This is a genomic window from Bradyrhizobium sp. 40, assembly GCF_023100925.1.
Lineage (GTDB): Bacteria > Pseudomonadota > Alphaproteobacteria > Rhizobiales > Xanthobacteraceae > Bradyrhizobium.
This window is the reverse complement of the sequence record NZ_CP064688.1, coordinates 6,753,113-6,777,387: the sequence shown is the minus strand read 5'-3', so window position 1 is coordinate 6,777,387 and position 24,275 is coordinate 6,753,113. Positions and strand designations below refer to the sequence as shown.

Annotated in this window: 29 protein-coding genes and 1 tRNA gene; 23 read left to right on the top strand and 7 right to left on the bottom strand. The window is 64.7% G+C overall.

All coding sequences use genetic code 11. From position 1 onward, the window contains the following. Positions 1 to 9 precede the first annotated feature (9 nt). From phnL to IVB40_RS32480, 5 genes are all read left to right on the top strand, one after another. Positions 10 to 708 (top strand): phosphonate C-P lyase system protein PhnL, encoded by a 699-nt coding sequence (gene phnL / locus IVB40_RS32500; protein ID WP_247817423.1) that lies wholly within the window; start codon positions 10 to 12, stop codon positions 706 to 708. An 11-nt stretch (positions 709 to 719) separates the two neighbouring features. Beyond that, entirely contained in the window at positions 720 to 1,874 is a 1,155-nt protein-coding gene (locus tag IVB40_RS32495) for an alpha-D-ribose 1-methylphosphonate 5-triphosphate diphosphatase (protein ID WP_247817422.1), read from the top strand. Next, entirely contained in the window at positions 1,871 to 2,467 is a 597-nt protein-coding gene (gene phnN, locus IVB40_RS32490; RefSeq protein WP_247817421.1) for a phosphonate metabolism protein/1,5-bisphosphokinase (PRPP-forming) PhnN, read from the top strand. Before IVB40_RS32495 ends, phnN begins: the two co-directional genes overlap by 4 nt. 22 nt (positions 2,468 to 2,489) lie before the next feature. Further along, positions 2,490 to 3,101 carry a pyridoxamine 5'-phosphate oxidase family protein gene (locus tag IVB40_RS32485; RefSeq protein WP_247817420.1) on the top strand — a complete coding sequence of 204 codons (612 nt, stop codon included), beginning with the start codon at positions 2,490 to 2,492 and terminating at the stop codon, positions 3,099 to 3,101. A 354-nt stretch (positions 3,102 to 3,455) separates the two neighbouring features. Then, entirely contained in the window at positions 3,456 to 3,659 is a 204-nt protein-coding gene (locus tag IVB40_RS32480) for a hypothetical protein (RefSeq protein ID WP_247817419.1), read from the top strand. On the opposite strand, the gene IVB40_RS32475 is transcribed toward IVB40_RS32480, so the two are convergent. The 4 genes from IVB40_RS32475 to IVB40_RS32460 all read right to left on the bottom strand — a co-directional run bounded on the left by IVB40_RS32475 (position 3,660) and on the right by IVB40_RS32460 (position 7,195). Next, positions 3,660 to 4,163 carry a DUF6496 domain-containing protein gene (locus IVB40_RS32475; protein ID WP_247817416.1) on the bottom strand — a complete coding sequence of 168 codons (504 nt, stop codon included), beginning with the start codon at positions 4,161 to 4,163 and terminating at the stop codon, positions 3,660 to 3,662. 67 nt (positions 4,164 to 4,230) lie between these two features. Next, positions 4,231 to 5,013 (bottom strand): alpha/beta hydrolase, encoded by a 783-nt coding sequence (locus tag IVB40_RS32470; protein ID WP_247817415.1) that lies wholly within the window; start codon positions 5,011 to 5,013, stop codon positions 4,231 to 4,233. A gap of 4 nt (positions 5,014 to 5,017) precedes the next feature. Then, positions 5,018 to 6,313: an O-acetylhomoserine aminocarboxypropyltransferase gene (locus tag IVB40_RS32465; RefSeq protein ID WP_247817414.1), complete on the bottom strand. Its 1,296-nt coding sequence runs from the start codon at positions 6,311 to 6,313 to the stop codon at positions 5,018 to 5,020. Positions 6,314 to 6,394: 81 nt separating this feature from the next. Next, positions 6,395 to 7,195 carry an IclR family transcriptional regulator gene (locus IVB40_RS32460; RefSeq protein WP_247817413.1) on the bottom strand — a complete coding sequence of 267 codons (801 nt, stop codon included), beginning with the start codon at positions 7,193 to 7,195 and terminating at the stop codon, positions 6,395 to 6,397. 131 nt (positions 7,196 to 7,326) lie between these two features. Between IVB40_RS32460 and IVB40_RS32455 the strand changes: the two genes are divergently transcribed. Genes IVB40_RS32455 through IVB40_RS32430 form a run of 6 tightly spaced genes read left to right on the top strand, consistent with a single transcriptional unit; the run spans position 7,327 to position 11,930 of the window. Continuing rightward, positions 7,327 to 8,292: a tripartite tricarboxylate transporter substrate binding protein gene (locus IVB40_RS32455; RefSeq protein WP_247407062.1), complete on the top strand. Its 966-nt coding sequence runs from the start codon at positions 7,327 to 7,329 to the stop codon at positions 8,290 to 8,292. Between the two features lie 3 nt (positions 8,293 to 8,295). Further along, the gene (locus IVB40_RS32450) at positions 8,296 to 8,913 is read left to right on the top strand and encodes a flavin reductase family protein (RefSeq protein ID WP_247817412.1); all 618 of its coding nucleotides are present in this window, start codon (positions 8,296 to 8,298) and stop codon (positions 8,911 to 8,913) included. 42 nt (positions 8,914 to 8,955) lie between these two features. Then, the gene (locus tag IVB40_RS32445) at positions 8,956 to 9,816 is read left to right on the top strand and encodes a fumarylacetoacetate hydrolase family protein (RefSeq protein ID WP_247817410.1); all 861 of its coding nucleotides are present in this window, start codon (positions 8,956 to 8,958) and stop codon (positions 9,814 to 9,816) included. Positions 9,817 to 9,819: 3 nt separating this feature from the next. After that, positions 9,820 to 10,623, top strand: a complete 804-nt coding sequence (gene hpaH, locus IVB40_RS32440; protein WP_247817408.1) for a 2-oxo-hept-4-ene-1,7-dioate hydratase — start codon at positions 9,820 to 9,822, stop codon at positions 10,621 to 10,623. A 25-nt stretch (positions 10,624 to 10,648) separates the two neighbouring features. Continuing rightward, on the top strand, positions 10,649 to 11,041 hold the full coding sequence (locus tag IVB40_RS32435; RefSeq protein ID WP_247285675.1) for a RidA family protein: 393 nt from the start codon (positions 10,649 to 10,651) through the stop codon (positions 11,039 to 11,041). 13 nt (positions 11,042 to 11,054) lie between these two features. Continuing rightward, positions 11,055 to 11,930: an amidohydrolase family protein gene (locus IVB40_RS32430; RefSeq protein WP_247817407.1), complete on the top strand. Its 876-nt coding sequence runs from the start codon at positions 11,055 to 11,057 to the stop codon at positions 11,928 to 11,930. A gap of 133 nt (positions 11,931 to 12,063) precedes the next feature. On the opposite strand, the gene IVB40_RS32425 is transcribed toward IVB40_RS32430, so the two are convergent. Then, positions 12,064 to 13,059, bottom strand: coding sequence for an LLM class flavin-dependent oxidoreductase (locus IVB40_RS32425; protein ID WP_247819620.1), 996 nt, complete (start codon positions 13,057 to 13,059; stop codon positions 12,064 to 12,066). A gap of 235 nt (positions 13,060 to 13,294) precedes the next feature. Between IVB40_RS32425 and IVB40_RS32420 the strand changes: the two genes are divergently transcribed. From IVB40_RS32420 to IVB40_RS32405, 4 genes are all read left to right on the top strand, one after another. After that, the gene (locus IVB40_RS32420) at positions 13,295 to 13,717 is read left to right on the top strand and encodes an MgtC/SapB family protein (protein ID WP_247817406.1); all 423 of its coding nucleotides are present in this window, start codon (positions 13,295 to 13,297) and stop codon (positions 13,715 to 13,717) included. Positions 13,718 to 13,852: 135 nt separating this feature from the next. Beyond that, entirely contained in the window at positions 13,853 to 14,356 is a 504-nt protein-coding gene (locus IVB40_RS32415; RefSeq protein ID WP_247817405.1) for a Twin-arginine translocation pathway signal, read from the top strand. A gap of 11 nt (positions 14,357 to 14,367) precedes the next feature. Further along, the gene (locus IVB40_RS32410) at positions 14,368 to 14,988 is read left to right on the top strand and encodes a ferric reductase-like transmembrane domain-containing protein (protein WP_247817404.1); all 621 of its coding nucleotides are present in this window, start codon (positions 14,368 to 14,370) and stop codon (positions 14,986 to 14,988) included. A 178-nt stretch (positions 14,989 to 15,166) separates the two neighbouring features. Next, positions 15,167 to 15,646 (top strand): cyclic nucleotide-binding domain-containing protein, encoded by a 480-nt coding sequence (locus tag IVB40_RS32405; RefSeq protein ID WP_027565724.1) that lies wholly within the window; start codon positions 15,167 to 15,169, stop codon positions 15,644 to 15,646. A 1,363-nt stretch (positions 15,647 to 17,009) separates the two neighbouring features. On the opposite strand, the gene IVB40_RS32400 is transcribed toward IVB40_RS32405, so the two are convergent. Beyond that, a tRNA-Thr gene (locus IVB40_RS32400) sits at positions 17,010 to 17,084 on the bottom strand. A 315-nt stretch (positions 17,085 to 17,399) separates the two neighbouring features. Here IVB40_RS32400 and IVB40_RS32395 point away from each other — a divergent pair. The 5 genes from IVB40_RS32395 (at position 17,400) to IVB40_RS32375 (ending at position 21,381) form a co-directional block, all read left to right on the top strand. After that, on the top strand, positions 17,400 to 17,612 hold the full coding sequence (locus IVB40_RS32395) for a hypothetical protein (protein WP_247357728.1): 213 nt from the start codon (positions 17,400 to 17,402) through the stop codon (positions 17,610 to 17,612). A 42-nt stretch (positions 17,613 to 17,654) separates the two neighbouring features. Continuing rightward, a complete protein-coding gene (locus IVB40_RS32390; protein WP_247427353.1) occupies positions 17,655 to 19,361 on the top strand; it encodes an FAD-dependent oxidoreductase in 1,707 nt (568 codons plus the stop codon). A 126-nt stretch (positions 19,362 to 19,487) separates the two neighbouring features. Continuing rightward, on the top strand, positions 19,488 to 19,796 hold the full coding sequence (locus IVB40_RS32385) for an EthD family reductase (RefSeq protein ID WP_027565721.1): 309 nt from the start codon (positions 19,488 to 19,490) through the stop codon (positions 19,794 to 19,796). A 231-nt stretch (positions 19,797 to 20,027) separates the two neighbouring features. Further along, entirely contained in the window at positions 20,028 to 20,537 is a 510-nt protein-coding gene (locus IVB40_RS32380; RefSeq protein WP_247817402.1) for a hypothetical protein, read from the top strand. 19 nt (positions 20,538 to 20,556) lie between these two features. Further along, positions 20,557 to 21,381 (top strand): alpha/beta hydrolase, encoded by an 825-nt coding sequence (locus IVB40_RS32375; RefSeq protein ID WP_247817400.1) that lies wholly within the window; start codon positions 20,557 to 20,559, stop codon positions 21,379 to 21,381. Positions 21,382 to 21,387: 6 nt separating this feature from the next. On the opposite strand, the gene IVB40_RS32370 is transcribed toward IVB40_RS32375, so the two are convergent. Beyond that, complete coding sequence (locus IVB40_RS32370) at positions 21,388 to 22,041, bottom strand: TetR/AcrR family transcriptional regulator (protein ID WP_247817399.1); 654 nt, start codon at positions 22,039 to 22,041, stop codon at positions 21,388 to 21,390. Positions 22,042 to 22,124: 83 nt separating this feature from the next. Here IVB40_RS32370 and IVB40_RS32365 point away from each other — a divergent pair, with 83 nt between their 5' ends. From IVB40_RS32365 to IVB40_RS32355, 3 genes are all read left to right on the top strand, one after another. Further along, positions 22,125 to 23,063: an SDR family oxidoreductase gene (locus tag IVB40_RS32365; protein ID WP_247817398.1), complete on the top strand. Its 939-nt coding sequence runs from the start codon at positions 22,125 to 22,127 to the stop codon at positions 23,061 to 23,063. A 26-nt stretch (positions 23,064 to 23,089) separates the two neighbouring features. Beyond that, on the top strand, positions 23,090 to 23,749 hold the full coding sequence (locus IVB40_RS32360) for an NAD(P)H-binding protein (RefSeq protein WP_247285698.1): 660 nt from the start codon (positions 23,090 to 23,092) through the stop codon (positions 23,747 to 23,749). Positions 23,750 to 23,830: 81 nt separating this feature from the next. Next, positions 23,831 to 24,268, top strand: coding sequence for a DUF2948 family protein (locus IVB40_RS32355; protein WP_247285700.1), 438 nt, complete (start codon positions 23,831 to 23,833; stop codon positions 24,266 to 24,268). The last annotated feature ends 7 nt before the right edge of the window (positions 24,269 to 24,275 follow it).

Sequence of the window (24,275 nt, the reverse complement as noted above, 5' to 3'; positions counted from 1 at the left end):
AGTTTTCCAATGACCGCCATGATCGACATCGCCGACGCCAACAAGACTTTTACGATGCACCTGCAGGGCGGCATCGAATTGCCTGTCGTCAGCGGCGTGACCTTCCACGTCGACCCCGGCGAATGCGTCGTGCTGTCTGGGCCATCAGGCGCCGGAAAATCGTCGATCCTGAAGATGATCTTCGGCAATTATCGCTGCGACTCCGGCCGCATCGGCATCCGCCATCGTGGCGAGGTGATCGATCTCGCCACCGCCGAGCCACGGCAGGTCCTCAACGTCCGCCGCGCGACCATCGGCTATGTCAGCCAGTTCCTGCGCGCGGTGCCGCGCGTCGCGACCGTCGACGTGGTCGCCGAGCCGCTGATCGTCAACGGCCTGGCGCGCGCGGACGCACAAGCCCGTGCTGGCGAATTGTTGCATCGTCTCAACATCCCCGAGCGGCTCTGGCAGCTGCCGCCCGCGACCTTCTCCGGCGGCGAGCAGCAGCGCGTCAACATCGCGCGCGGCTTCATCTCGGATCTGCCGATCCTGCTGCTCGACGAGCCGACCGCCTCGCTCGACGCCGCCAACCGCGCCGTCGTGGTCGGGCTGGTCGCCGAAAAGAAGCGCCAGGGCGTCGCCATGGTCGCCATTGTCCATGACGACGAAATCCGTCATCTGATTGCCGACCGCATCGTCGACGTCACCAGCTTCGCCGCCGCGGCCTGAAGGAAATGGACATGAACGCCAAGAAGGACATCGTGATCGCCAACGCCAGGATCGTGCTGGCGGAACGGGTGATCGAGCAGGGCTGGGTTGCCCTCGCCGATGGACGCATTGCCGAGATCGGCGAGGGCAGGGCGCCCACGGGGGCAGAGGATGCCGGCGGCGATCTGATCATGCCGGGATTGATCGAGCTCCACACCGACCACCTCGAGGCGCACTACGTGCCGCGGCCAAAAGTATTCTGGAATCCGGTCGCCGCCGTCGTCTCCTATGACGGCCAGCTCGCGACATCAGGCATCACCACGGTGTTCGATTCGCTCCGGGTCTGGCGCGAGGACGGCGCCGAAGAAGTCGACGGACGCGCCGGCACGCTCGCCGCCGCGATCACGACCGCGCGCGATGCCGACCTGCTGCGCGCCGATCACTTCCTGCATCTGCGCTGTGAAATCCCGATGCCGAGCGTCGTCGAGGAGGCCAAGGAGCTGATCGACCGTCCTGACGTGCGGCTCATGTCGCTGATGGACCACACCCCCGGCCAGCGCCAGTTCCGCGACGAAGGCAAGCTGCGCGACTATTACCGCGGCAAGGGCGGCGGCAAGACCGACGCCCAACTCGACGAATTGTTCGCGAAGCGTTTCGAGTATCAGAAGGCCTATGCCGCGACCAACATGCGCGAGATCGTGGCGCTGGCACATAAGTACAAGATCCCGCTGGCGAGCCATGACGATACCACCGAGGAGAACGTCGTGGACGCCGTGCGTGATGGGGTTTCGGTCGCGGAATTCCCGACCACGCTGGAGGCCGCGCGCGGCCTGCACGAGGCCGGCATCGACATCCTGATGGGCGCGCCGAACGTCGTGCGCGGCGGCTCGCATTCCGGCAACATCGCCGCGGTCGATCTCGCCCGCGAGGGCCTGCTCGACATCCTGTCGTCGGACTACATTCCCTCGAGCCTTCTGATGGCCGCGCTGCATTTGCCCGAGCATGTGCCCGCCATCAGTCTTGCGGCGGCGATCCGCACGGTGACGAAGGCGCCCGCGGAGGCCGTCGGCCTGTCCGACCGCGGTGAAATTGCCGTCGGCAAGCGTGCCGATCTGATCCGCGTGCATGTTGCCGGCAGCGTCCCCGCGGTCCGCAGCGTCTGGCGCGAAGGGAGCCGCGTGGCATGAGCGAGACCGTCACCATGGCGGCAGCGCAGACGGGCGCGATCGGGCCCGGGCGGCTCGTGCTCGTGGTCGGTCCCAGCGGTGCCGGAAAGGACACGCTGCTGCGGCTGGCGCGGGCGGCGTGCATCGAGGACCACGACATCGTCTTTCCGCGCCGCGTCGTGACCCGCGAGTCCTCGGCCGACGAAGACAATGTCGCGGTGAGCTCTGACGAATTCCGTCGCGCGCGCGAGCATGGCGAATTCGCCGTGCATTGGGAGGCGCATGGGCATTGCTACGCGCTGCCGCGCGACCTCAACGACGATATTCGTGCCGGACGCGCCGTCGTGGCCAACGTTTCGCGCACGGTGATCGGCGCGCTACGCCAGGCCTATGCAAACGTCGTGGTGGTCGCGATCACGGCGCCGCCGGATGTGTTGGCGCAGCGGCTTGCCGCACGCGCCCGGAACAGTGACGGCAATATCACGGAACGGCTGACGCGCAGCGTCGAGGACGCATCGGCGCAGGCCGACGTCACCATCCTCAACGCGGGCGGCGCAGAGTATCACGGCCACCAGCTTCTGCGCGTGATCAAGAACCAGAGCTGGCACGAATAGCCCGCGCAACAAGGAGACTGGAATGTCGGTGATTGAAACGGTCGAGCAGCTCGAGGCCATCTACGGCGTCACCAACGACGCCTCGACCGTGAAAGTCGCCGACCACGTCACCCCGCTCTATCGCGTCTTCATCGAAAAGGCGCCGTTCGCCGCGCTCGCCACCATCGGACCCGAGGGGATCGACTGCTCGCCGCGCGGCGATCTCTCCGGCTTCGTCCGCATTCATGACCCGAAGACGCTGATGCTGCCGGATCGCCGCGGCAATAACCGGGTCGATTCCTTGCGCAACATCGTGCGCGATCCCAGGGTGTCCCTGATGTTCCTGATCCCCGGCTCCGGCAATGCGGTCCGGGCCAATGGCCGGGCGCATCTTTCGATCGATCCCGAGCTGCTGGCCTCGTTCAAGGTCGAAAGCAAGGCGCCGCGCAGTGTCATGGTGATGACGGTCGACGAGATCTACTTCCAGTGCGCCCGCGCCATCGTCCGCTCCGATCTCTGGAATCCCGACAAGCGCATCGACCCCAAGACGCTGCCGACGCCCGGCCAGATTCTCGCCGAGATGAGCGAGAACAAGGTCGGCGGCGCGGAGTATGATCGCGCCTGGCCCGGGCGGGCAGCCGCGACGATGTGGTGATGCGTCTTCCCTTCTCCCGCAAGGGAAGAACTCATCGCGAGATGAATTCGTTTGCCTGCGCTCGCGCCCGGAGAAGTGCCGATGCGCGCCGGTGGCAATTATGGATGGCCATTTCATTGACCGATCGCGCTAAACGCTCGATATTCCAGGCATCGACACTGCTCCTCGAGCCGAAGCCGCGATATGAGAACCGATCACCAGCGCAGTAACAATGACATGCATGCGTGCATGACGCCGCGCTGTTTCTCAGCGGCCACCGGCGCCTGTTGTTGTTGCTGACCGCCGTCTTCTAGCAGCACCTCACCCAGCAAATCCCGAGACAGGAAACGCCGAGACCCCGGTGGACGAGCAGTCATGTCCAAAATTCAATCGAATGCCTACATCATCGAAATCCACGACCGCGCCGCCGGCATCGTCACGAAGGATACGCGCGGCTTCCGCTTCTTCTCCTCCGAGCGTCTGTTCGACAGCCTCGAAGGCCGGCAGTTCCGCTCGGCGCGCGAGGCCGAGCGTGCTGCACGCGCGGTGTTCTCCGAGCGGAGTCGGCGCGCGAACTGATCAGCTCCGGCGGCGAGCCCTGGTGCGTGCCGCCTTCTTTGCGGCGGTGGAGCGGGCCTTGGCACCCTTGGTGCGGCTTGCCTTGCGCGCGGTGGCTGAACGTGATGCGGCGGATCGCTGGCTCGCGGCACGCTTGCCCTGTTTCGACAGTGCGCTGCGTGATGCGGTCGAACGCGGCTCCTTCTTCAAAACCTTTTCGACGGCCCGCGACACGCGCGGCTGGCGTTTCGGCGTGCGCTTGCGCTGCCCGACTTCATAGGCGTATTCGGCGCTGCGTCGCGTCGCCTTCTTGACGCGTCCTTTTCGCGGCGGCGGGAGATCGACGCCGGCGCGGCGCGCTTCGGACAGACCGATGGCGATGGCCTGTTTCGTCGAGCGCGCGCCACGCTTGCCCTTGCGGATCTTGTCGATCTGGTCCTTGACGAATTCGCCGGCCTGCGTGCTTGCCGATTTTCCGGCACGCTTGTCTTGCCTGGCTTTGCGAATGACTTCCTGTCTTGGCATGGTCCAGTTCCCTCTGCAATTCACAGGGATGTCTGACCGCAACGCGCAAGACGGACGATTGATCCTGTCAGTTCCTGAGCGCAGCCAGCAGTTCGTCCGGACGTTCGGCCATGATCATGTGGCCGGCCCCCGGCACCACGACGGTCTTCGCACGCGGGATCGCCGCGGCAAGTGCCTTGCCGGCCTTCACCGGAGTCATCATGTCCCGCTCGCCGAGGATGAGCGTCGTGGGCACCGTCACGCTCGCGGCTGCTTGAAGCGCATTCGCGTAAGCATTGCAGGCCGACAAATCCCTGAACAGCACGCCCGGCTCGCAATGCTTCAACACGGCCTGCGCGCCGCCATGCATCCACAGGCCCGGTGCGAGGCTGCCGCCGAGCTCGGCGTTGAAGCCAAGGCCCCAGATCGAGACCATGTCGTTTGCATCCTGCGAATTGGCTTCGGCCGCCTTCAGCAGATCCGGGCCGACAGTCATCGTCGCGGCGGTGCCGATCAGGCTGAGCGCGGAGACCTTGTCGGGGTGACGTGCGGCCGTCTCCAGCGAGATCAGCGATCCCATGGAATGGCCGATCAGATGCGCTTTCGTAACTCCGGCCGCATCGAGCAGGGCCGCCGTCCAGTCGGCCATCTCGGCGATGCTGCCGAGCGAAGGTCCGGGGGAGCGGCCGTGACCGGGCAGATCAGGCGCCAGCACGCCAAAGCCGTGATGGGCGAACCAGCGCGTGTGCAGCGCCCAGGTCGAATGATCGAAGCCGGCGCCATGGAGGAAGACGACCGCGGGCAGGGCCTTGTCGAAGTCGCGGCCGCCGGTTGCGACCAGCACCTCGGCGCCGTTGACGGAGAGTCTCATGTTGTCAGACCTTTTGCGAGATGCGCAGCGCCTGCGCGAGATCGTCGATGATGTCGCTTGCGGTCTCGATGCCGACCGAGAGCCGCACCAGCTCCTCGCCGATGCCGGAGGCCTTGAGCTGCTCGGCGTCCATCTGCTGATGCGTGGTCGACGCCGGGTGGATCACCAGCGTCTTGGCGTCGCCGACATTGGCGAGATGGCTGATCATCCGCAGCGATTCGATGAACTTGCGGCCCGCGGGCCGGCCGCCCTTGATGCCGAAGGAGACGATCGAGCCGGCGCCGCGCGGCAGCAGCGTCTTTGCAAGCTGGTAGTCCGTGTGGTCTTCCAGCGAGGGGTGCAGCACCCAATCCACGGCCTTGTTGGCTTTCAGTGCTTCCAGCACGAGGTGCGTGTTCTGGATGTGGCGGTCCATGCGCACGCCGAGCGTCTCGACGCCCTGCAACAGCTGAAACGCGTTGGTCGGCGACAGGCAGGCGCCGAAATCGCGCAGGCCTTCGGTGCGCGCGCGCATGATGAAGGCGGCGGTGCCGAATTGCTCGTCGAAGACGATGCCGTGATAGCCGCCATAGGGCTCGGTCAGCACGCCGAATTTTCCGGATGAACGCCAATCGAAACGGCCGCCGTCGACGATGGCGCCGCCGATCGCGATGCCGTGGCCGCCGATCCATTTGGTCGCCGAATGCATGACGATGTCGGCGCCGAGCTCGATCGGGCGGCTGAGATAGGGCGTGGCAAAGGTGTTGTCGATCAGCAGCGGGATCTTCGCGTCATGCGCGATCTGCGCGACCTTCGGAATGTCCAGCACCTCCAGCCCGGGATTGCCGATGGTCTCGCCGATCACCAGCTTCGTGTTCGGCTTGATCGCCGCGCGGAAGGCGTCGAGATCGCGCGGTTTCACGAACGTTGTGGCGATGCCGAAGCGCGGCAGCGTGTGCGCCAGCAAATTGATGGTGCCGCCATAGAGCGAGCTCGACGCGACGATATGGTCGCCGGCGTTCAGGAGCGTCGCGATGGCGAGATGCAGCGCGGCCATGCCGCTCGCGGTGCAGATCGCGCCGACGCCGCCTTCCAGCGCCGCAAGCCGTTCCTCGAGCACACCTGTGGTCGGATTGGAGATGCGCGTGTAGATGTGGCCGGCGCGCTCAAGGTTGAACAGCGCGGCGGCGTGATCGGAATCCTGGAACACGTAGGACGTGGTCTGGTAGATCGGCACGGCGCGGGCGCCGGTCGTGGGATCCGGATGCTGGCCCGCATGCAGGCTCAGGGTCTCGAAGGCGGGCGGTTTTGGCGCGGGCATGCGTGGCCTCGTTGCTCGGTCGGCGGAGGCGGCTCTTGTGCCACAAAATGGCGCGCGAAGTCAGCCCATTGACAGCGTTGTCTAACCCCCGATCGCCTGCTCGATGATGCGCGCTTCCCGCAGCAAGATCTCCGCGACCTCCTGTTCGCGGCGCGGGCCGAGCCTCGTCCGAACGGCGGAGACGGTCATCGCGGCAGCGGGGCGGCCGTCGGGCGTCTTGATCCAGGTCGAGATCGATTTCGTGCCCTGCACGAGACCAATTTCCCTCATGCCGTATCCCAGCCGTCTTGCGGCGGTGACTTGGCCCAGCACCGTCGCAGCGTCGGTGCGGTAGGCCTCCAGCCTCTTCTCGTTGGCCGCGACGATTTTTCGCGCGTCCTGCGCCGGCATCGCGGCGAGGATGGCGACGCCCGCGCTGGAGACGCCGAGCGGTCGGCGCGCGCCGACCTCGATGGACAGCACCTGGATCGGATAAACGCCGATCCTGCGATCAACGCACAGCGTGTCATTGCCGGTCCGCACCGTCAGGAACAGCGTGTCGCCGATCTCGGTGGAGGCGCGTTGCAGCGACGGATTTGCCGCGATCAGAAGCCGCGACGGCCGGGCCCGCGCGAGCGCGAGCTCCGGCACCTGGTTGCCGATTGCGTAGCGGTCGGTTCGGTCGTGCCGTTCGACGATGCCCTCCTCGATCAGCACGTGGACGATGCGATGCACGGTCGGGCGAGTGAGGCCGGTCGCCCGCACCACCTCGGCCAGCGGCACGCCGTCTTCGCGGCCCGCGGCCAGAATGCGCAGCACCGCGAGCGCGCGCCGGATTGCCTGCGCGCCCTGTCGCGGTTCAGTCATGCGGCGGGCGGATTTCGCGGAAGTCGTCTTGTCCATAATATGGACAAGAACGCCACAATTTCCTCGACAGGTAAAGCGCGCATCTGGAGATTGCGCTCCGAATCGAGATGCCGTGTACGACGTCAAGCAAATCGACGTAAAATTGGAAGCGCCGCCGGGAGGTTAACATGAGATTAATCTGGATTGCCATAGCTGCCGCAGCGGCGATGTTGACGGGACCGGCGTCGGGCCAGCAATGGCCGGCGCGCAACGTCAAGCTGATCGTGCCTTATCCGGCCGGCGGCAATGTCGACAGCGCCGCGCGCATCATCGCCGACAAGCTTCAGGAAAAGCTCGGCCAGCCCTTTATCATCGAGAACAAGGCGGGTGCCGGCGGCATGATCGCGGGCGAGGCCTTCGCGAAATCGGCGCCCGATGGCTACACGCTGTTCGTCGGCGCCAACGGTCCGGTGCTGTTCGCAACCGAAATCAACAAGCGCGACGCCTACAATTGGAAGAAGGACTTCCTGCCGATCACGACGATCTCGATGACGCCTCTGGTGCTCGAGGTGCATCCGTCGGTGCAGGCGACGAATTTCAAGGAATTCATCGATCTCGCCAAGCGCGAGCCCGGCAAGCTGACGATGGCCTCGCCCGGTCCCGGCACCACCAACCATCTGCTCAGCGAGCTGATGCAGTCCAGCCTCGACCTGCAATGGGTCACCGCGCACTATCGCGGCAATGCGCCTGCGGTCAACGATCTCCTGGGCGGGCAAGTGCAGTTCGCGTTCGACCAGCTCACGGTCAGCCTGCAGCACATCAAGGCCGGCTTGTTCCGGGCGCTGGCCGTCACCAGCCCGCACCGCCTGAAGTCGCTGCCCGACGTGCCGACCTTCGCTGAGCTCGGCTACAAGGATTTCGACGGCCAGACCTTCACCGGCCTGTTCGCACCGGCAGGCACGCCGGCGCCCGTGATCGACAAGCTGCACGAGGCGCTCACCGCGATCCTGAAGGATCCCGCCGTGGTCGACAAGTTCGAGAAGCTCGGCGGCGAAGCCGTCGCGATGACGCCCGACGAATTCAAGGCTTATCTCGCGCGCGAGGACGCCAAATGGATTCCGATCGTGCGCAAGGCCAACATCAAGGCGGATTGATCGATGCGGATCGACCCCACCGAGCTCGGCGCCGAGCGCATCTACCGGCTGATGACCGGCATCGTGGTGCCGCGTCCGATCGCCTGGGTGACGAGCCTGTCGCGCGCGGGCGTGCTCAACCTCGCGCCGTTCAGCGCCTTCACCTTCGTTTCGCAGAAGCCGCCGATGTTGGCCATCAGCGTCGGCCGCAAGGGCGCGGACTACAAGGACACCGCGCACAACATCCTCGACACCGAGGAATACGTCATCCACATCGCCGACACCCCGCTGATGCGGGCCGTGCACGACTCATCGGTCGAGCATCCGCCTGAGATCAGCGAGGTCGCGGAGCTTGGCCTTGAGACGATCGCGAGCGAGCGCATCAAGGTGCCGCGTCTTGCCATTGCACCCGTCGCGATGGAATGCCGCTTCCGGCAGTGCCTCGAATTCGGCGATGCCCGCAGCCGCCTCATCGTCGGCGAAGTCGTGATGTTCCACCTGCGCGACGGCCTCGTGAACGACGGCAAGGTCGAGACTGCGGCGCTCGATCCGATCGCGCGCATCGGCGGGCCGCGTTACGCCCGACTCGGCGAGATCGTAACGCTGCGTGGCGTGTTCCAGACCCCCAAGTCGAAAGACTGAACGCGCTGCCCGCGCGCGCCTCAAGACCATTGGAGAACGACCATGCGACTCCTAAGTTATCTCCTGGACGGAGAGCCGCGCTACGGTGCCGCCATCGAAGGCGGTGTCGTTGATCTGACCCGGCGGATCGGCCGCGACTTCTCTGATGTGAGGGCGCTGATCGCGGCCAATGCGCTGGCTGATGCGCAGGAAGCTATCGCCGGCCAAAAGCCGGATTACGCGCTGGACGATCTCGTGCTGCTGCCGCCGGTGCTGGCGCCCGAAAAGCTCTGGTGCATCGGCGTCAACTACGCCGAGCGCAATGCGGAGTATAAAGACAGCTCCGACCTGCCCAAATATCCCAGCCTGTTCGTGCGTAGCATGTCCTCGATGACGGGCTCCGGCCAGCCGCTGGAAAAACCTCATGTGTCCGACCAGCTCGATTACGAAGGCGAGCTTGTCATCGTGATCGGCCGGGGAGGCCGCCACATCCCGCGCGAAAAGGCCTGGGCGCACATCTTCGGCATGACCTTGTGCAACGAGGGCACGATCCGCGACTGGCTGCGTCACGGCAAGTTCAACGTCACGCAGGGCAAGAATTTCGACCGCTCCGGCAGCATCGGTCCCTGGATCGTCACATCGGACGAGCTCGATCCGCGCGGGCCTCATGACATCATCACGCGCGTCAACGGCGAGGTGCGACAGCAGGACACCACCGAGCGGCTGATGTTCCCGTTCGACTTTCTGATCTCCTATCTCTCGACCTTTGCGACGCTAAAGCCCGGCGACATGATCGTGACGGGCACGCCGACCGGGGCGGGCGCCCGCTTCGACCCGCCGCGCTGGCTGAAAGTCGGTGATGTCGTCGAGGTCGAATCCAGTCGCATCGGCGTGCTGCGCAATACCGTGGCCGCGGAGAGTTAAGCCATGCTGGATACTGCCACGATCGAACGCCTTGCCGCGCGCCTCGACGAGGCCGAGCGCACCAAGACGCTGATCACGATGTTCACCAAAGACTATCCCGATTTCAGCATCGAGGATGCCTATGCCGTTCAGCGCGCCTGGACAAAACTCCAGCTCGGACGCGGCCGGGTTATCAAGGGCCACAAGATCGGCCTGACCTCGAAGGCGATGCAGAACGCGGTCGGCATTTCGGAGCCGGACTACGGCGTGCTGTTCGCGGACATGTTCTATGCTGATGCCACGCCCATTCCGTTCGACCGCTTCCACGCGCCGCGCATCGAGGTCGAGCTCGCCTTCGTGCTGAAGGCGCCGCTGCGTGGGCCCGATTGCACCATCTTCGATGTGCTCAACGCCACCGACTACGTCACGCCCGCACTGGAGATTCTGGAGACGCGCATGCACCGCGTCGATCCCGAAACGGGCAAGGCGCGAAAGGTCATGGACACGATCTCGGACAATGCGGCGAACGCCGCGCTGGTGCTCGGCGGCCGGCCGTTCCGTCCGATGGACGCGGACATGCGCTGGATCGGCGCGCTGCTGTTCCGCAACGGCGAGGTCGAGGAAACCGGGCTGGCCGCCGGCGTGCTCAACCATCCCGCCAACGGCATTGCCTGGCTCGCCAACCGCCTCGCGCCGCATGACGAACATCTCGCCGCCGGCGAGGTGGTGCTTGCTGGATCGTTCACGCGGCCGATCGACATCCGCCGCGGCGACACGTTTCATGCCGACTATGGCGCGTTCGGCTCGGTGTCGTGCCAGTTCGTCTGAACCAATAAGCAAGAGGGAGCGCATCATGACCGGTCACACGCGGCGCAAGAGCATCCATATCGGCGGCTTCAAGCACGCCAACCCGATTCCGAACGCCTGCCGCATCGGCAATCTCGTGATGTCGGGCGTCATCCTCGGCCGCGATGCGGCTGGCGCGATGCCCGAGAGCCTGGAGGCGCAATGCGCCAACATGTTCGCGCATATGAAGGCGACGGTCGAGGCTGCCGGCGGCACCACGGACGACATCATCAAGATGACGGTGTGGCTGAAGGATCGCACGCAGCGCGGGCCCGTGAATGTCGAATGGTTGAAGATGTTTCCGGACGAGCATTCACGCCCGGCGCGCCACGCGCTGCCGATGGACAACATGGATGGCGGCGCGCTGGTGCAGTGTGACTTCACCGCAATGATCGACTAAGGGAGTTTCGCGTATGCCGACCTATCTGCCGTTCGTCCCGAACCCGCGCCGCCCGGTCAAGGCGCCGCCGCCCAAAACCGTCGACAGCCAGTTTCACGTGCTCGGCCCCATCGACAAATATCCGGAACGACCCGGTGCGGCCTATCGGATGCCGACCGCGACCTGGGAAGCGGCGCTGCGCGTGCACAAGACGCTCGGCATCGAGCGCGGCGTCATCGTGCAGACCACCACCTATGGCGCCGACCATGCCGTCGTGCTCGACGGTCTCGCCGCGATGGGCCCGAACTATCGCGGCTGCGCCAACGCGCTGGTGTTCGCGGAGGCGAACGACGCATATCTCGCCAAGCTGCATGATGCTGGGGTCCGCGGCGCGCGCTTCAGCTTCCGCCAGGAGCTCGGCGCCGTGCTGTCGGATGCCGATTTCGCCCGCGCGATCGCGCGCATCCGCGAGCTCGGCTGGTACGTCAAGATCCAGCCCGAGAAGGACGGCATCATGTCGAGCGTCGCCAAATACGAGAATCTCGACGTGCCCGTGCTGATCGACCACATGGCACGGCCCGATCCGGAAGCCGGCAGAAACGATCCGAACCTGCGCAAGATGCTGGAGCTGCTCGCCAAGGGCAATTTCTGGGTGATGCTGTCGCTCGGCGAGAAGACCTCGAAGCTTGGGCCGCCCTACGACGACGTCATCCCGATCGCGCGCGCCTATATCGAGGCGGCCCTCGACCGCTGTGTCTGGGCCAGCGACTGGCCGCATCCGGTCTCGGTGAAGCAGCCGCCCAACGACGCCGATCTGCTCGAGCTGATGTACCGCTACGCGCCCGACCAGGCGGAGCTGGAAAAGATATTGGTGCACAATCCGGCAAGGCTGTTCGGCTTTCCGGATTAGGGCGACCCGTCATTGCGAGGAGCGGAGCGACGAAGCAATCCAGACTTGCTTTCGAAGAAGCACTCTGGATTGCTTCGCTGCGCTCGCAATGACGGACGCGCCATTGCCAAGTCGACCGCGCCAGACTCTGGCCTCACCCCGCCAGCCGATCCCTTACCCCAGCTGCAATCTCGAACGAGCGCAGCCGCGCGGCGTGGTCGTAGATCTGCCCCGTGGTCATCAATTCGTCAGCGCTTGTCTCAGCGATCAGCACTTTCAGCTTCTGTTCGATCACTTCAGGCGAGCCGACCGCCGAGCAGGACAGCGACTGGCCAACCATCGCCTTCTCGGCCGGCGACCACAGCGCGTCCATGTCGTCGACCGGCGGCGGCAGCGGGCCGGGCGTGCCGCGGCGCAGATTGATGAACTGCTGCTGCAGCGATGAGAACATCCTCTGCGCGTCCGCCTCGCTGTCGGCGGCAAACACGTTGACGCCAACCATCGCGTACGGCTTGTCGAGCTGCGCCGAGGGTTCGAAGCGCGCGCGATACTCCCGCAGCGCCGGCATCATCATTTGCGGTGCGAAATGCGAGGCGAACGCGAACGGCAGGCCGAGCATGCCTGCGAGCTGCGCGCCAAAAGTGCTGGAGCCCAGGATCCACAGCGGCACCTTCGTCCCCATGCCCGGCACGGCGCGGATGGTCTGGTTCGGCTGCACGTCGCCGAGCAGCGCCTGCAGCTCCAGCACGTCCTGCGGAAAATTCTCGGAGCTGGTGGCGAGATCGCGCCGCAGCGCCCGCGCGGTGAACTGGTCGGTGCCCGGCGCCCGGCCGAGCCCGAGATCGATCCGCCCGGGATAAAGCGAGGCCAGCGTGCCGAACTGCTCGGCGATGACGAGCGGCGAATGGTTCGGCAGCATGATCCCCCCGGAGCCGACCTGGATCGTCTTGGTGCCGCCCGCGACATGCCCGATCACCACCGACGTCGCCGCACTCGCGATGCCCGTCATGTTGTGATGCTCGGCCAGCCAGAAGCGCTTGTAGCCCCAGGCTTCCGCATGCTGCGCCAGATCGAGCGAGTTACGGAACGCTTGTGATGCGTCGCCGCCCTGTCGGATGGGGGCGAGGTCGAGCACGGAGAAGGGGATCATGGGCGGGTCCGGATGGCGCATGCGATGGAAACGTGGACTCGACATGTAGGAGCCGGCGCCGGGAATACCAGCCGAAACGATGATGGTGCTGCGCCGGCGGCTCCATTTCGTGGAGGCGAAGCCATCGCTGCGCTGAGGCATGCGGCAAATTCGCCTGCATGGAAACCGCGGGCCGCATTGCGGCGTTGCCGGCCGGTTTGATCAACGGCTACGATTTTCATCTCGGGGGCTTTCTTTGGACAGATTCAACATCGGCGTTCATGTCGTTGCGCTGGCTGCGGCCTTCGCGCTCGCCGTTCCCATTGGCTGGGACCGTGAGAAGCGGGCGCGAAGCGCGGGCTTGCGCACCTTTCCGCTGGTCGCAATGGCAAGCTGCGGCTTCGTGCAGGCCAGCGAAAGCTTGCTCCTGCATTCGCCTGACGGGATGGCAAAGGTGATCGAGGGCCTCATCACCGGCATCGGCTTCATCGGCGGTGGCGCAATTCTCAAGCAGGGGAATTCGGTGCAGGGGACCGCGACGGCCGCGAGTCTCTGGGCGACCGGTGCCATCGGCGTTTCCGTCGGGCTCGGCGCTTTTGATGTCGCGGTGACGGTCGCCGTGTTCACGTTCCTGACCCTTCGCTTGTTGACGTTGGTCAAGGAAGACGACGATCACTGATGCAGGTGCGAGCGGTCTGCGCCCCGTTCACAACACCGTCATTGCGGCCCGTTGCGCCCCCCGGCCCAACTGGGCGTCGGGCGCCTGTTGTTGTACACTCACTGAGCCATTGGACGCTCGCCAGGAGGAACCGACATGACCACGGTCGTACTCAATCGCCGGAGCCTCCTCGCCGCGGGCGGCTCGATCCTCGCAACCGGGCTTTTGGCAACCGGTGTTCCCGGCCTGCTGTTGCCTGCCCGCGCGGCCGGCCTCGCGCCGACCGAGACAATGTCGGGCGGCGCGAACAACTACCGCAAGGGCGCGGCGATCGTGGAGCGGATCGGCAAGGGCGGCTTCTGGATGAGCGGCACCGTGCGCCGCGCCGGCGACGGGGCGCCGCTCGCAGGTCAGCGCATCCAGATCTGGGCACACACCACCGAAGGGCAGGAGCACGAGCCGCAGAGCCATGGCGCCACGCTCACTGACAAGGACGGCAAGTTCCGGCTCGAGATGCCGCAGATCATTCCCATCTTCGGCCAGCCGCATGGCCACCTCGCCTATGACAGCGGTGAGTTCAAGACGGTCTTTCTGCGGCCGATCATGCGGAGCGCAAAGGAAACCAGCCTCGAGGCGCACTTCGTCCTGCAGTCGGCCTGATCGCATTGGAGATGAAGGGGCGAAGATCGGCCCGGGCGCCCCTGATCTGGCTCGCCCTTGCCTTGGCCATTTGCGTGCCGATCGCGCTCGCTGCGGGAAGCGAACAGCTCGCATGGCGCGGCCCGGTCTATATCCTTGCCGGCTTCGCTGGCATCGTCGCGCTCGGTCTCGTGCTCGTTCAGCCCCTGCTGATCGGCGGATACCTGCCGGGACTGTCGGCCTATCGTGGCCGGCGCGCCCATCACTGGATCGGTGGCACGCTGGTTCTGGCCGTCATGGTTCACGTCGCAGGCCTCTGGATCACCAGCCCGCCCGACATGATCGACGCCCTGACCTATACGTCACCGACGCCGTTCTCCCCCTTCGGCGTGACCGCCATGTGGGCCATCTTCACCGTCGCGCTTCTGGCGCTGCTCCGGCGGCGCTTGGGATTGCGGCTGCGCACCTGGCGCATCGTCCATCTTCCCCTCGCGGTCGTCATCGTCGCAGGCAGCGTGGCCCATTGCCTGCTGATCGAGGGAACGATGGAGACGATCTCGAAGGCGGCGCTGTGCGCAGCTGTGCTTGCGGCGACCGTCAAGGTGCTGGTTGACCTCTGGAGAAGGCGAACGTTGCGCGGCGAGAGTGCGTAGGACGGGTAGAGCGAAGCGAAACCCATCGCACTTGGTCTAGGCGGAAGCATGATGGGTTTCGCAAGTGCTCTACCCATCCTACGAAATTTCGCCGACCGCCTTGTTCCAACACGTTGAGCATCGTCAGCGCCGATCTGCTCTGCTTGCCGCAGATGGCCATGAAGATTATCCTCACGAGATGGCCGTCAGTGTCCCCGACGTGAAGGCATTCCTGCTCGCCACACCGTTCTTCGGCGGTATTCCGGATCAAAGTCTCGACCTCCTGATGTCGATGCTGGTCGAGTGCCGATTTGATACCGGAGCAACCGTCGTGACGGAGGGCGAGCCTGGACGCTCGCTGTTCATCGTCAAATCCGGTCGCCTTGCGGTCAGCAAGCGGGCGAATTCTGGGAGCATCATTCCGATTTCAGTTCTGGAGCCCGGCGATTTCTTCGGTGAAATGACGCTGATCGAAATGCAGAATCGTTCTGCCACGGTGATCGCGGAGAGTCCGACCGTGCTCTACGAGCTGACCGCCCAGAAGCTCTACGCCTGCTACAAGGCGGACATCCACGCCTATGTGATCGTCCTGCAGAACATCAATCGCGAACTCTGCCGGCGGCTTCGCCGTTCCGACGATCGCTTCACCGGACAGAAATTGGGTGAGGACAGTGCGTAGGATGGGTAGAGCACTTGCGAAACCCATCATGTTTCGCCACCGCACGATACCTCGATGGGTTTCGCTTCGCTCTACCCATCCTACGAGTTTGCGATCAAGCATGCTTGGCCACCGAACAATTCCTTAGCTGCGCCAGGACTTGACGAGGCGGGTGGCGCCTTTGGCCCCTGCAACTCCACCCAACGAGGATTCCAAGGAGCACAACGAGCGTCCAATCGCTATGAAATGCCTCCCTGTACGCCACCTAGAAACGAGGTCCCGATCAGCATAGCCGCGAATCCGAGAACGGCTCCGCCAAGCGTGAAGCCCACCAATCGCGCGAGCAGGGCGATCAATGACGTCCGTTTCACGTCACTCATTTTTTGCGATGCCCCATTTTGTGCCCGGCTCCGGGATGATTCGCATTTGGCCAAGCATCCCTTTCCATCCACAGTTCGGACATAGAACCGCGGCTCTTTCGTCGTTGTGAGGATTTGCGCCTCCTTGATAGTCAAAGCCAGGGCTTTGACATTCTGGGCAACAACCCACCCCAATTCGCTTGACGATCTTTTCCCACGCCATTTCGACTATTCCAGATTGTCGAATTTTTGTTGCTCGCAGTCCGCTGAGAAATTCCTGTCCCAGGATTGCGTCTTGAATCCACCGATAATGGCGAAAGGAGTACGCGCAACCAAGGGCGACCCGTCGGGCAACACACCCGCTTCCCATAAAACCCCGTCAACCCTCCTCCATAAAAATATTCCGCTTTACCGAAATTCGGAATCGCAGTATTAAATCCGCCATCCCGGTCCAGGGAGAGGGGCGGTCGTCCGTCGTAACGAACGTGGATCGGGGGGTGGTGGACGCGGCAGCGTCGGGCACGAAGACGGGACCAGGGCGAGATGAACCTCGTGAGGTCTTGTCTAGCGTGCGGACGACCGGCGCCAACGCCCTGCGAAGCCCTTTTGGGCGAAGCAGGACGTGTCCGGCGAAGCCTCTTGGCAAAGCCGGATCGCTGCGTACGGCAAAATCGTGTGGTCCTGGCCGTCGTTGCTACGGTCAAGCCTTGCGGAGATGGATCGAGACTCAACCGGGTCTTTGTCCATCCTCAATTCGCAAGGCGACGGTGACAAAAAGGAACTCGTCGCCGGGGAGAGCGCGGCATAAGCCGTCAACCCACTGCGCAGGGAAGGCCGAGTGTTCGGCGTCACCTGTATGCTGCTGTGCGGTCTTTTTGCGCTACATTTTCGCGCAGCGGACCGCGGGTGCCAGCCGGCACCCGGTCTTCCCTGCGCCCTCTCCACGGAGGAGGGGTAAGGAGAAGCAAAACTCGGGCGCTTTGAGCCGCGAGAATGCTGATCTGTGCGTGATTTGACCCAGGGAATGGTGCTGCCAGACAGGATTGAACTGTCGACCTCTCCATTACCAATGGAGTGCTCTACCACTGAGCTACGGCAGCATGTGCTGGGGTAAGAATCGGCCGCCACGAGGGGCCTACCAAGCGGGCCGATATCTGACACAAGCCCCCCTCCTGTGCAAGCTTGCTAGCTCCGCCAAAGCGATAAAATCGGGTCGATATCGGGGCCAAAGTGCCTGTTTTGGCCCGAAATGGCCGACTTTCCGCGGGTTCGGTTCCGATATCCCCACCCAACTGGCCAGTTGCCCGACGCGCCGGGTTCGATCCATTTCGATTTTCGCACGATCAGATCGCGCGGGCCTCTTGAGCTGCCTTATTCCTCGGGCATGTTATCGCCGATCGCTGTAATGGACCCCGATGGCTGACGAGAACGACAAGAGCGAGCGACAGGATTCGAGACAGGACTCGCGGCAGGCGAGGGCGTCCCGCGACGACCGGCTGAAATCGGCGCTGCGCGAAAACCTGAAGCGGCGGAAGGTGCAGGCGCGCGAACGCGCCACAAGTGCCGACCCCTCGCAGAATGAAGATGGTTCCCTAGATGAGGGGACCGCCGACAAGACCGGCGGCTAGAATCCGACGGCTGGAATTTCTTTGGAGAGCATGGACGTGGCAATGGGGCAGGACGAATCGCAACGACCCGAGAGTGACGCGCAGATGTCGCGGTTCACCCGCCCTGAACAGACCTTTCCGACGCTGACATCGGCCGAGATCGAGCGGATGAGGCATTTCGGCGAGGTCCGCAACTATGCCGATGGGGAATTCCTGTTCGAGACCGGCAAGCCGGGGCCCGGCATGTTCGTCGTGCTGAAGGGCCACGTCGCCATCACCCAGCGCGACGGCCTTGGCCATGTGACCCCGTTGATCGACCAGGGGCCGGGGCAATTTTTGGCTGAGCTGAGCCAGCTCTCCGGACGGCCGGCGCTGGTCGACGGTCGCGCCGAAGGCGATGTCGAGACGCTGCTGTTGCCGCCGGAGCGGCTGCGCGCGCTGCTGGTCGCCGAGGCCGAGCTCGGCGAGCGCATCATGCGCGCGCTGATCCTGCGCCGGGTCAATCTGCTCCAGGGCGGCGTCGGCGGCGTCGTGCTGATCGGTCCGTCGCATTCGGCAGGCGTGGTGCGGTTGCAGGGCTTCCTCACCCGCAACGGCCAGCCGCATCATCTGCTCGATCCCGCGCGCGATCGCGACGCCGCCGACGTCATCGCGCGTTATTCGCCCAAGCCGGACGACTGGCCGCTGGTCGTCACTCCCGACGGTGCGGTGCTGCGCAATCCCGGCGAAACCGAGCTTGCGCGCGCGATCGGCATGATCGGCGGCCCGCGCAACGACCGCATCTACGACGTCGCGATCGTCGGCTCCGGGCCGGCTGGACTCGCCACCGCCGTCTATGCCGCGTCCGAAGGCCTATCGGTCGCCGTGCTCGACACCCGCGCCTTCGGCGGCCAGGCCGGAGCCAGCGCGCGCATCGAAAACTATCTCGGCTTTCCGACCGGAATTTCCGGCCAGGCCCTGACCGCACGCGCCTTCAACCAGGCACAAAAGTTCGGCGCGGAGATCATGATCCCGGTGACGGTGAAGTCGCTCGACTGCACGCGCAAGGATGGCGCATTTTCGGTGGCGCTCGACGGCTGCGACCCCCTGCATTCGCGCGCGGTGGTGGTCGCCAGCGGCGCGCGCTATCGCCGGCCCGAGATCGAGAACCTCGACAAGTTCGAGGGCCGCGGCGTCTGGTATTGGGCCTCGCCGGTCGAGGCGAAGCTGTGCGCCGGCGAGGAGGTGGCGCTGGTCGGTGCCGGCAACTCGGCGGGGCAGGCCGCCGTGTTCCTCTCGGGGCACGCCAAAAAAGTGCTGATGATCATCCGCGGCGGCGGTCTCGGCGCCAGCATGTCGCGCTATCTCATCGAGCGCATCGAAGCCACGCCGAACATCGAACTGATGTTCAACACCGAGATCACGGCGCTCGAAGGCGACGAGGCCTCGCTGCTGCGGCGCATCCGCTGGAAGAGCCGGCTGTCGGCCGACGAGGACTTCGCCGACATCCGCAATCTCTTCCTGTTCGTCGGCGCCGATCCCGCCACCAATTGGCTCGACGGCTGCGGCGTGACGCTCGATCGCGGCGGCTTCGTCGTCACCGGCGCGCAGTCCGAGCAGAACCAGGGCCGGCTGGTTGCACCGCTGGAGACGTCGGTGCCCGGCGTCTACGCGGTCGGCGATGTCCGCTCCGGCTCGGTCAAGCGCGTCGGCGGTGCCATCGGCGAGGGCGCGCAGGTCGTGGCCTCCCTGCACGGCTATCTCGGCGACGCCGCAAAGCCGGCGCTTTAGTCAAGTAGAAGACACGCAGATGGCAAGGCGAATGTGACTTGCCATCCCGACGTGTCCCACGGACTATCCCCTCGTCGCGAGGCCAAACGCCCGTGGAAGAACAAAGACTCAAATGGGAGGAACTAAATGGCTGAAATCGTCGTGCTGTATAAAACGCCCACGGATGCTGCGGCCTTCGACAAGTATTATGCCGAGACCCACATTCCGCTTGCCAAGAAACTTCCCGGCCTGAAGAAGTACGCCATCAGCAAGGGGCCGGTCGGCTCCCCCGCCGGACCGTCCGGAATCCATCTGGTCGCCATTCTCACCTTCGACAGCGCGGCCGACATCCAGGCGGCATTCGGCAGCCCGGAAGGCAAGGCGACCGGCGCTGACGTGCCGAAATTCGCCAGCGGCGGCGCCGACCTGCTGATCTTCGACACCAAGGAAGTGTGAGACGTGTGCAGGGGCGCTCGCACCTCGCGAGCGCCCCCGCCTATTCGATTCAACTTTCGTTGAAAGCCTGCCGTCGTTTATGACAGCGATGCAAATAATTCAGCCATGCGTTTTCGATTCGCACGATGACGCATGGCTGCGCACGCATGTGTGACGCCAGCGCGTGTGGCAATCTGATGAGGGCCGTAATATCAATCTCCCGAACTTGATGCAGAGAATAGGAGAGATGTCATGGTTCTTGGGTTGAGCTTGCCCGCCTTCACGCTGGTCCATGTCGTCATCAGCCTAGTCGGCATCGCCGCCGGCCTCGTCGTGATGTTCGGCCTGCTCGGCTCGAAGCCGATGCCCGGCCTCACCGCGATTTTCTTAGCGTTCACGATCCTCACCAGCGCCACCGGCTTCCTGTTTCCGTTCAAGGAGCTGCTGCCGTCGCACATCATCGGGATCATCTCGCTGGTCCTGCTCGCGATCGCCTGCCTCGCGCTGTACGGCATGAAGCTCGCGGGCGTCTGGCGACCGGTCTACATCGTGACCGCGATGATCTCGCTGTATTTCAACGTCTTCGTGCTGGTGATCCAGTCGTTCCTGAAGGTGCCGGCGCTCGCCGCGCTCGCGCCCGCCGTGGCGCCGGCGCCGCCCGGAGGCCCCGTGTTCGCCGTGGTGCAGGGCCTCGTGCTGGTGTTCTTCGTGGTGCTCACCATCGGCGCCTGGCGCCGCTTCAAGCCGATGGCGTTCGCCTGATCATTCAAGGAGCCTGACAATGCCCACCATCACCACCAAGGACGGCGTCGAGATCTTCTACAAGGACTGGGGCTCGGGCCAGCCGATCGTGTTCAGCCACGGATGGCCGCTGTCGGCCGACGACTGGGACGCGCAGATGATGTTCTTCGTGACGCGCGGCTATCGCGTCATCGCCCATGACCGTCGCGGCCATGGTCGTTCGTCGCAGGTCGCCGACGGCCATGACATGGATCATTATGCCGATGATCTCGCGGCCGTGACGGCCCATCTCGACCTCAAGAACGCGATCCATGTCGGCCATTCCACCGGCGGCGGTGAAGTCGTGCATTACATCGCGCGCCATGGCGAGAGCCGGGTGGCGAAGGCCGCGATCCTGTCCGCGGTGCCGCCGCTGATGCTGAAGACGGACGCGAATCCCGGCGGCCTGCCGAAGAGCGTGTTCGACGATTTCCAGGTACAGCTCGCTGCCGGCCGCGCCAGCTTCTACCGCGACATCGCGGCCGGCCCCTTCTATGGCTACAACCGTCCCGGCGCGAAGCCCTCGGAAGCGGTGATCCAGAACTGGTGGCGCCAGGGCATGATGGGCGGCGCGAAAGCCCATTACGACGGCATCGTCGCGTTCTCGCAGACCGACTTCACCGAGGATTTGAAGAAGATCAATGTGCCGGTGCTGGTGATGCACGGCGACGACGATCAGATCGTGCCTTACGCCGATTCCGCGCCGCTGTCCGCCAAGCTTTTGAAGAACGGCACGCTGAGGACCTACAAGGGTTTCCCGCACGGCATGCCGACAACGCACGCCGAGACCATCAACGCGGATCTGCTGGCGTTCTTCAAGGGGTGAGCGGCCTCATTCCAATATCGCCCTGATCGCGTCGAAGGTGCGCTTGACGAAAGTTTCCGGCTTCTCCCGCGCTCCTCCGCCGATCCAGCTCTCGCCGCCCACGCGCATCGCGCCGGTGGCGATCATGGCGACGAGGCGTGCCTTCAACTGGTCCGATTTGTTTCTGGCGCGCTGGGCAAGTCCCTCGGCCAGCGCGCGCTCGAGCTTCTCGTATTTGAGCTGGTCGCGCGCGCGAAGCGCGGGATTATCACGCTTGAGCCGCGACATTGCCGCGGCCTCCGCCGGATCGATCCGCTTGAGCGCCGCCGCGATCGCGTTCTCCGCCGCGGTTAGCATGGTTTCGCCCGCCGGCCGCGCAACGACCTCCCCGACCAGCGCGGCGGCGGCGCCTTCCTGCCAGGCCGCGACGACGTCCTCTTTCGAGGCGAAATAATGGAAGAAGCTGCGTCGCGACACGTCGGCAGCGGCCGCGATGTCGTCGATGGTCGTGGCCTCGAAGCCGCGCTCCAGGAAGAGTGCCATCGCCCCGCGGGTCAACCGCTCGCGGGTCGCCTGCAATTTACGCTGGCGCAGGCCGGGGCCATCGGGGGATTTTGCTCCTGCCGGCAATGGCTTGGTGCGCTTGTTGACCGATTTCCCGGCGAGCTTCGAGAGCTTCAAATCATTTCACCACTTGCAAAGTTGCACCCAGTGCACATTTAGACCCGTCGCGGGCCGTTTCCCAGCCCCGACGGAGCTATGGCATGACCGACTGGACCACGGCAGACATCCCCTCCCTCAGCGGCAAGACTGCCGTCGTGACCGGAGCGACGGGCGGCCTCGGCTACGAGACGGCGATGGCGCTGGCGGGCGCCGGTGCCATTGTCATACTCACGGGGCGCAACGACGCAAAGGGCCTGCGCGCGATCGATGGCATTTGCGAGCGCTTTCCCAATGCGCTGATCGCCTACGAGCATCTCGACCTCGCCAATCTAACCTCCGTTGCCGATTTCGCCAGGCGCTTCGCGGCCGGCAATGAACAGCTCGACCTGCTTGTCAACAATGCCGGCGTGATGGCGCTGCCGAAGCGGCAGCAGACGGCGGATGGTTTCGAGATGCAGCTCGGCACCAATTATCTCGGTCATTACGCGCTCACGGCGCAGCTGTTGCCGCAGCTTCGTCGTGCGAAGGCGGCTCGGGTCGTCAACCTGTCTAGCCTTGCGCACCGCTCCGGTTCGATCAATTTCGACGATCTGCAGGCTAGGCATTCCTATCGTCCGTGGCGGGCTTATTGCCAGTCCAAGCTGGCGATGCTGATGTTTTCGCTGGAGTTGCAGCGCCGCAGCCTCGCCGCAGGCTGGGGTCTGACGAGCCTTGCCGCACATCCCGGCTACGCGCGGACCGATCTGATTTCGAACGGTCCGGGTGCGAACACGTTCCAGTCGCGCGTGAGCCGCTGGCTGCAGCCCTTCATTAGCCAATCTGCCGCGGAAGGCGCGCTGCCCACCTTGTTGGCGGCGACCTCGCCGGCAGCGGAGCCCGGCGGCTATTACGGTCCGAACGGGTTCTACGAATTGAAAGGGCCACCGCGTCCGGCGAAGATCATGCCGCAGGCAAACGATTTCGCCTCGGCAGCCATGCTGTGGGATGTCTCGGCGACTTTGACCGGTGTATCCTTCGACGAGATCGCGGCCGCCGCATGAGCCGCGGGCCTGTCGGGGAGGTCCCGATGCAGATCATCATCTTCGGCGCGACCGGCATGGTCGGGCAGGGCGTCTTGCGCGAATGCCTGGTCGATGCCGGCATCGGCCGCGTGCTCGTGGTCGGCCGCAGCCCGACCGGCGTGCGCAACGCCAAGCTCACCGAGATCACGCACGGCGATTTCATGGACTACTCGGCGATCGAAACGCAGCTCACCGGCTTCGACGCATGCTTCTTCTGCCTCGGCGTCTCCTCGATCGGCATGAGCGAAGAGCGCTACCGTCATCTCACCTATGACCTCACGCTCGCAGCGGCGACCGTGCTGGCCCGGCTCAATCCGCAGATGACATTCGTCTATGTCACGGGTGCCGGCACTGATTCCACCGAGCAGGGTTCGCGGATGTGGGCGCGGATCAAGGGCAAGACCGAGAACGATCTGCTCAAGCTTCCGTTCAAGGCAGCCTACATGTTCCGGCCCGGTGCGATCCAACCGCTCCACGGTGCCCGCTCCAAGACCGCGTGGGTGCAGGCCGTGTATGCGGCAACCTGGCCACTGTGGTCGGTGCTGCGCCGGCTCTCGCCGCGGTTCGTCACCTCGACCGAGCAGATCGGCCGCGCCATGATCCGGGTTGCGCGGGAGGGGTATCCGCGAACGGTGCTGGAGATGGAGGATATCAATAGCCTCTAGTCCGGTGGGCCGTTAGTTCTAGGGAAATTTCGCCGGCCGCCCGCGTTGAGCCCCGTCCGCCCGAAGCAGAAAGCGCCGTCGATGTCTCCCCAGCTCAAACTGATCGCACTCGACGCCGACGACCTCTCCGTGATCTCGGCCCACGTCCAGGACGCCCGCGTGCAGCCCTCGGACATCATCTGGCGCCAAAGCGAAAAGCGGCTGGTCGTCGGCATGAGCCGGTTGGACTGGGAGCAGACGCTGGACGGCGAGGCCAAGCCGCGCCGGCTGGTGGCGGCCCTCCGTTTCGACCGCGTGCTCGCCTGCAAGGCGCGCAACATCGACCTCGACGCGCCGGACACTGTCCTGGATCTCGTCGGCATCGAATTCCACGGCCAGGATGCCCCCGGCGGGAGCGCGCTGCTGCTGTTTGCCCAAGGCGGCGCCATCCGCCTCGACGTCGAATGCCTTGAATGCGAGCTGACTGATCTGGGGGCGGATCAGCTGGGGACGGGGTTGGAGGCTGAAGGGGAGGGGTGAGGTGGCA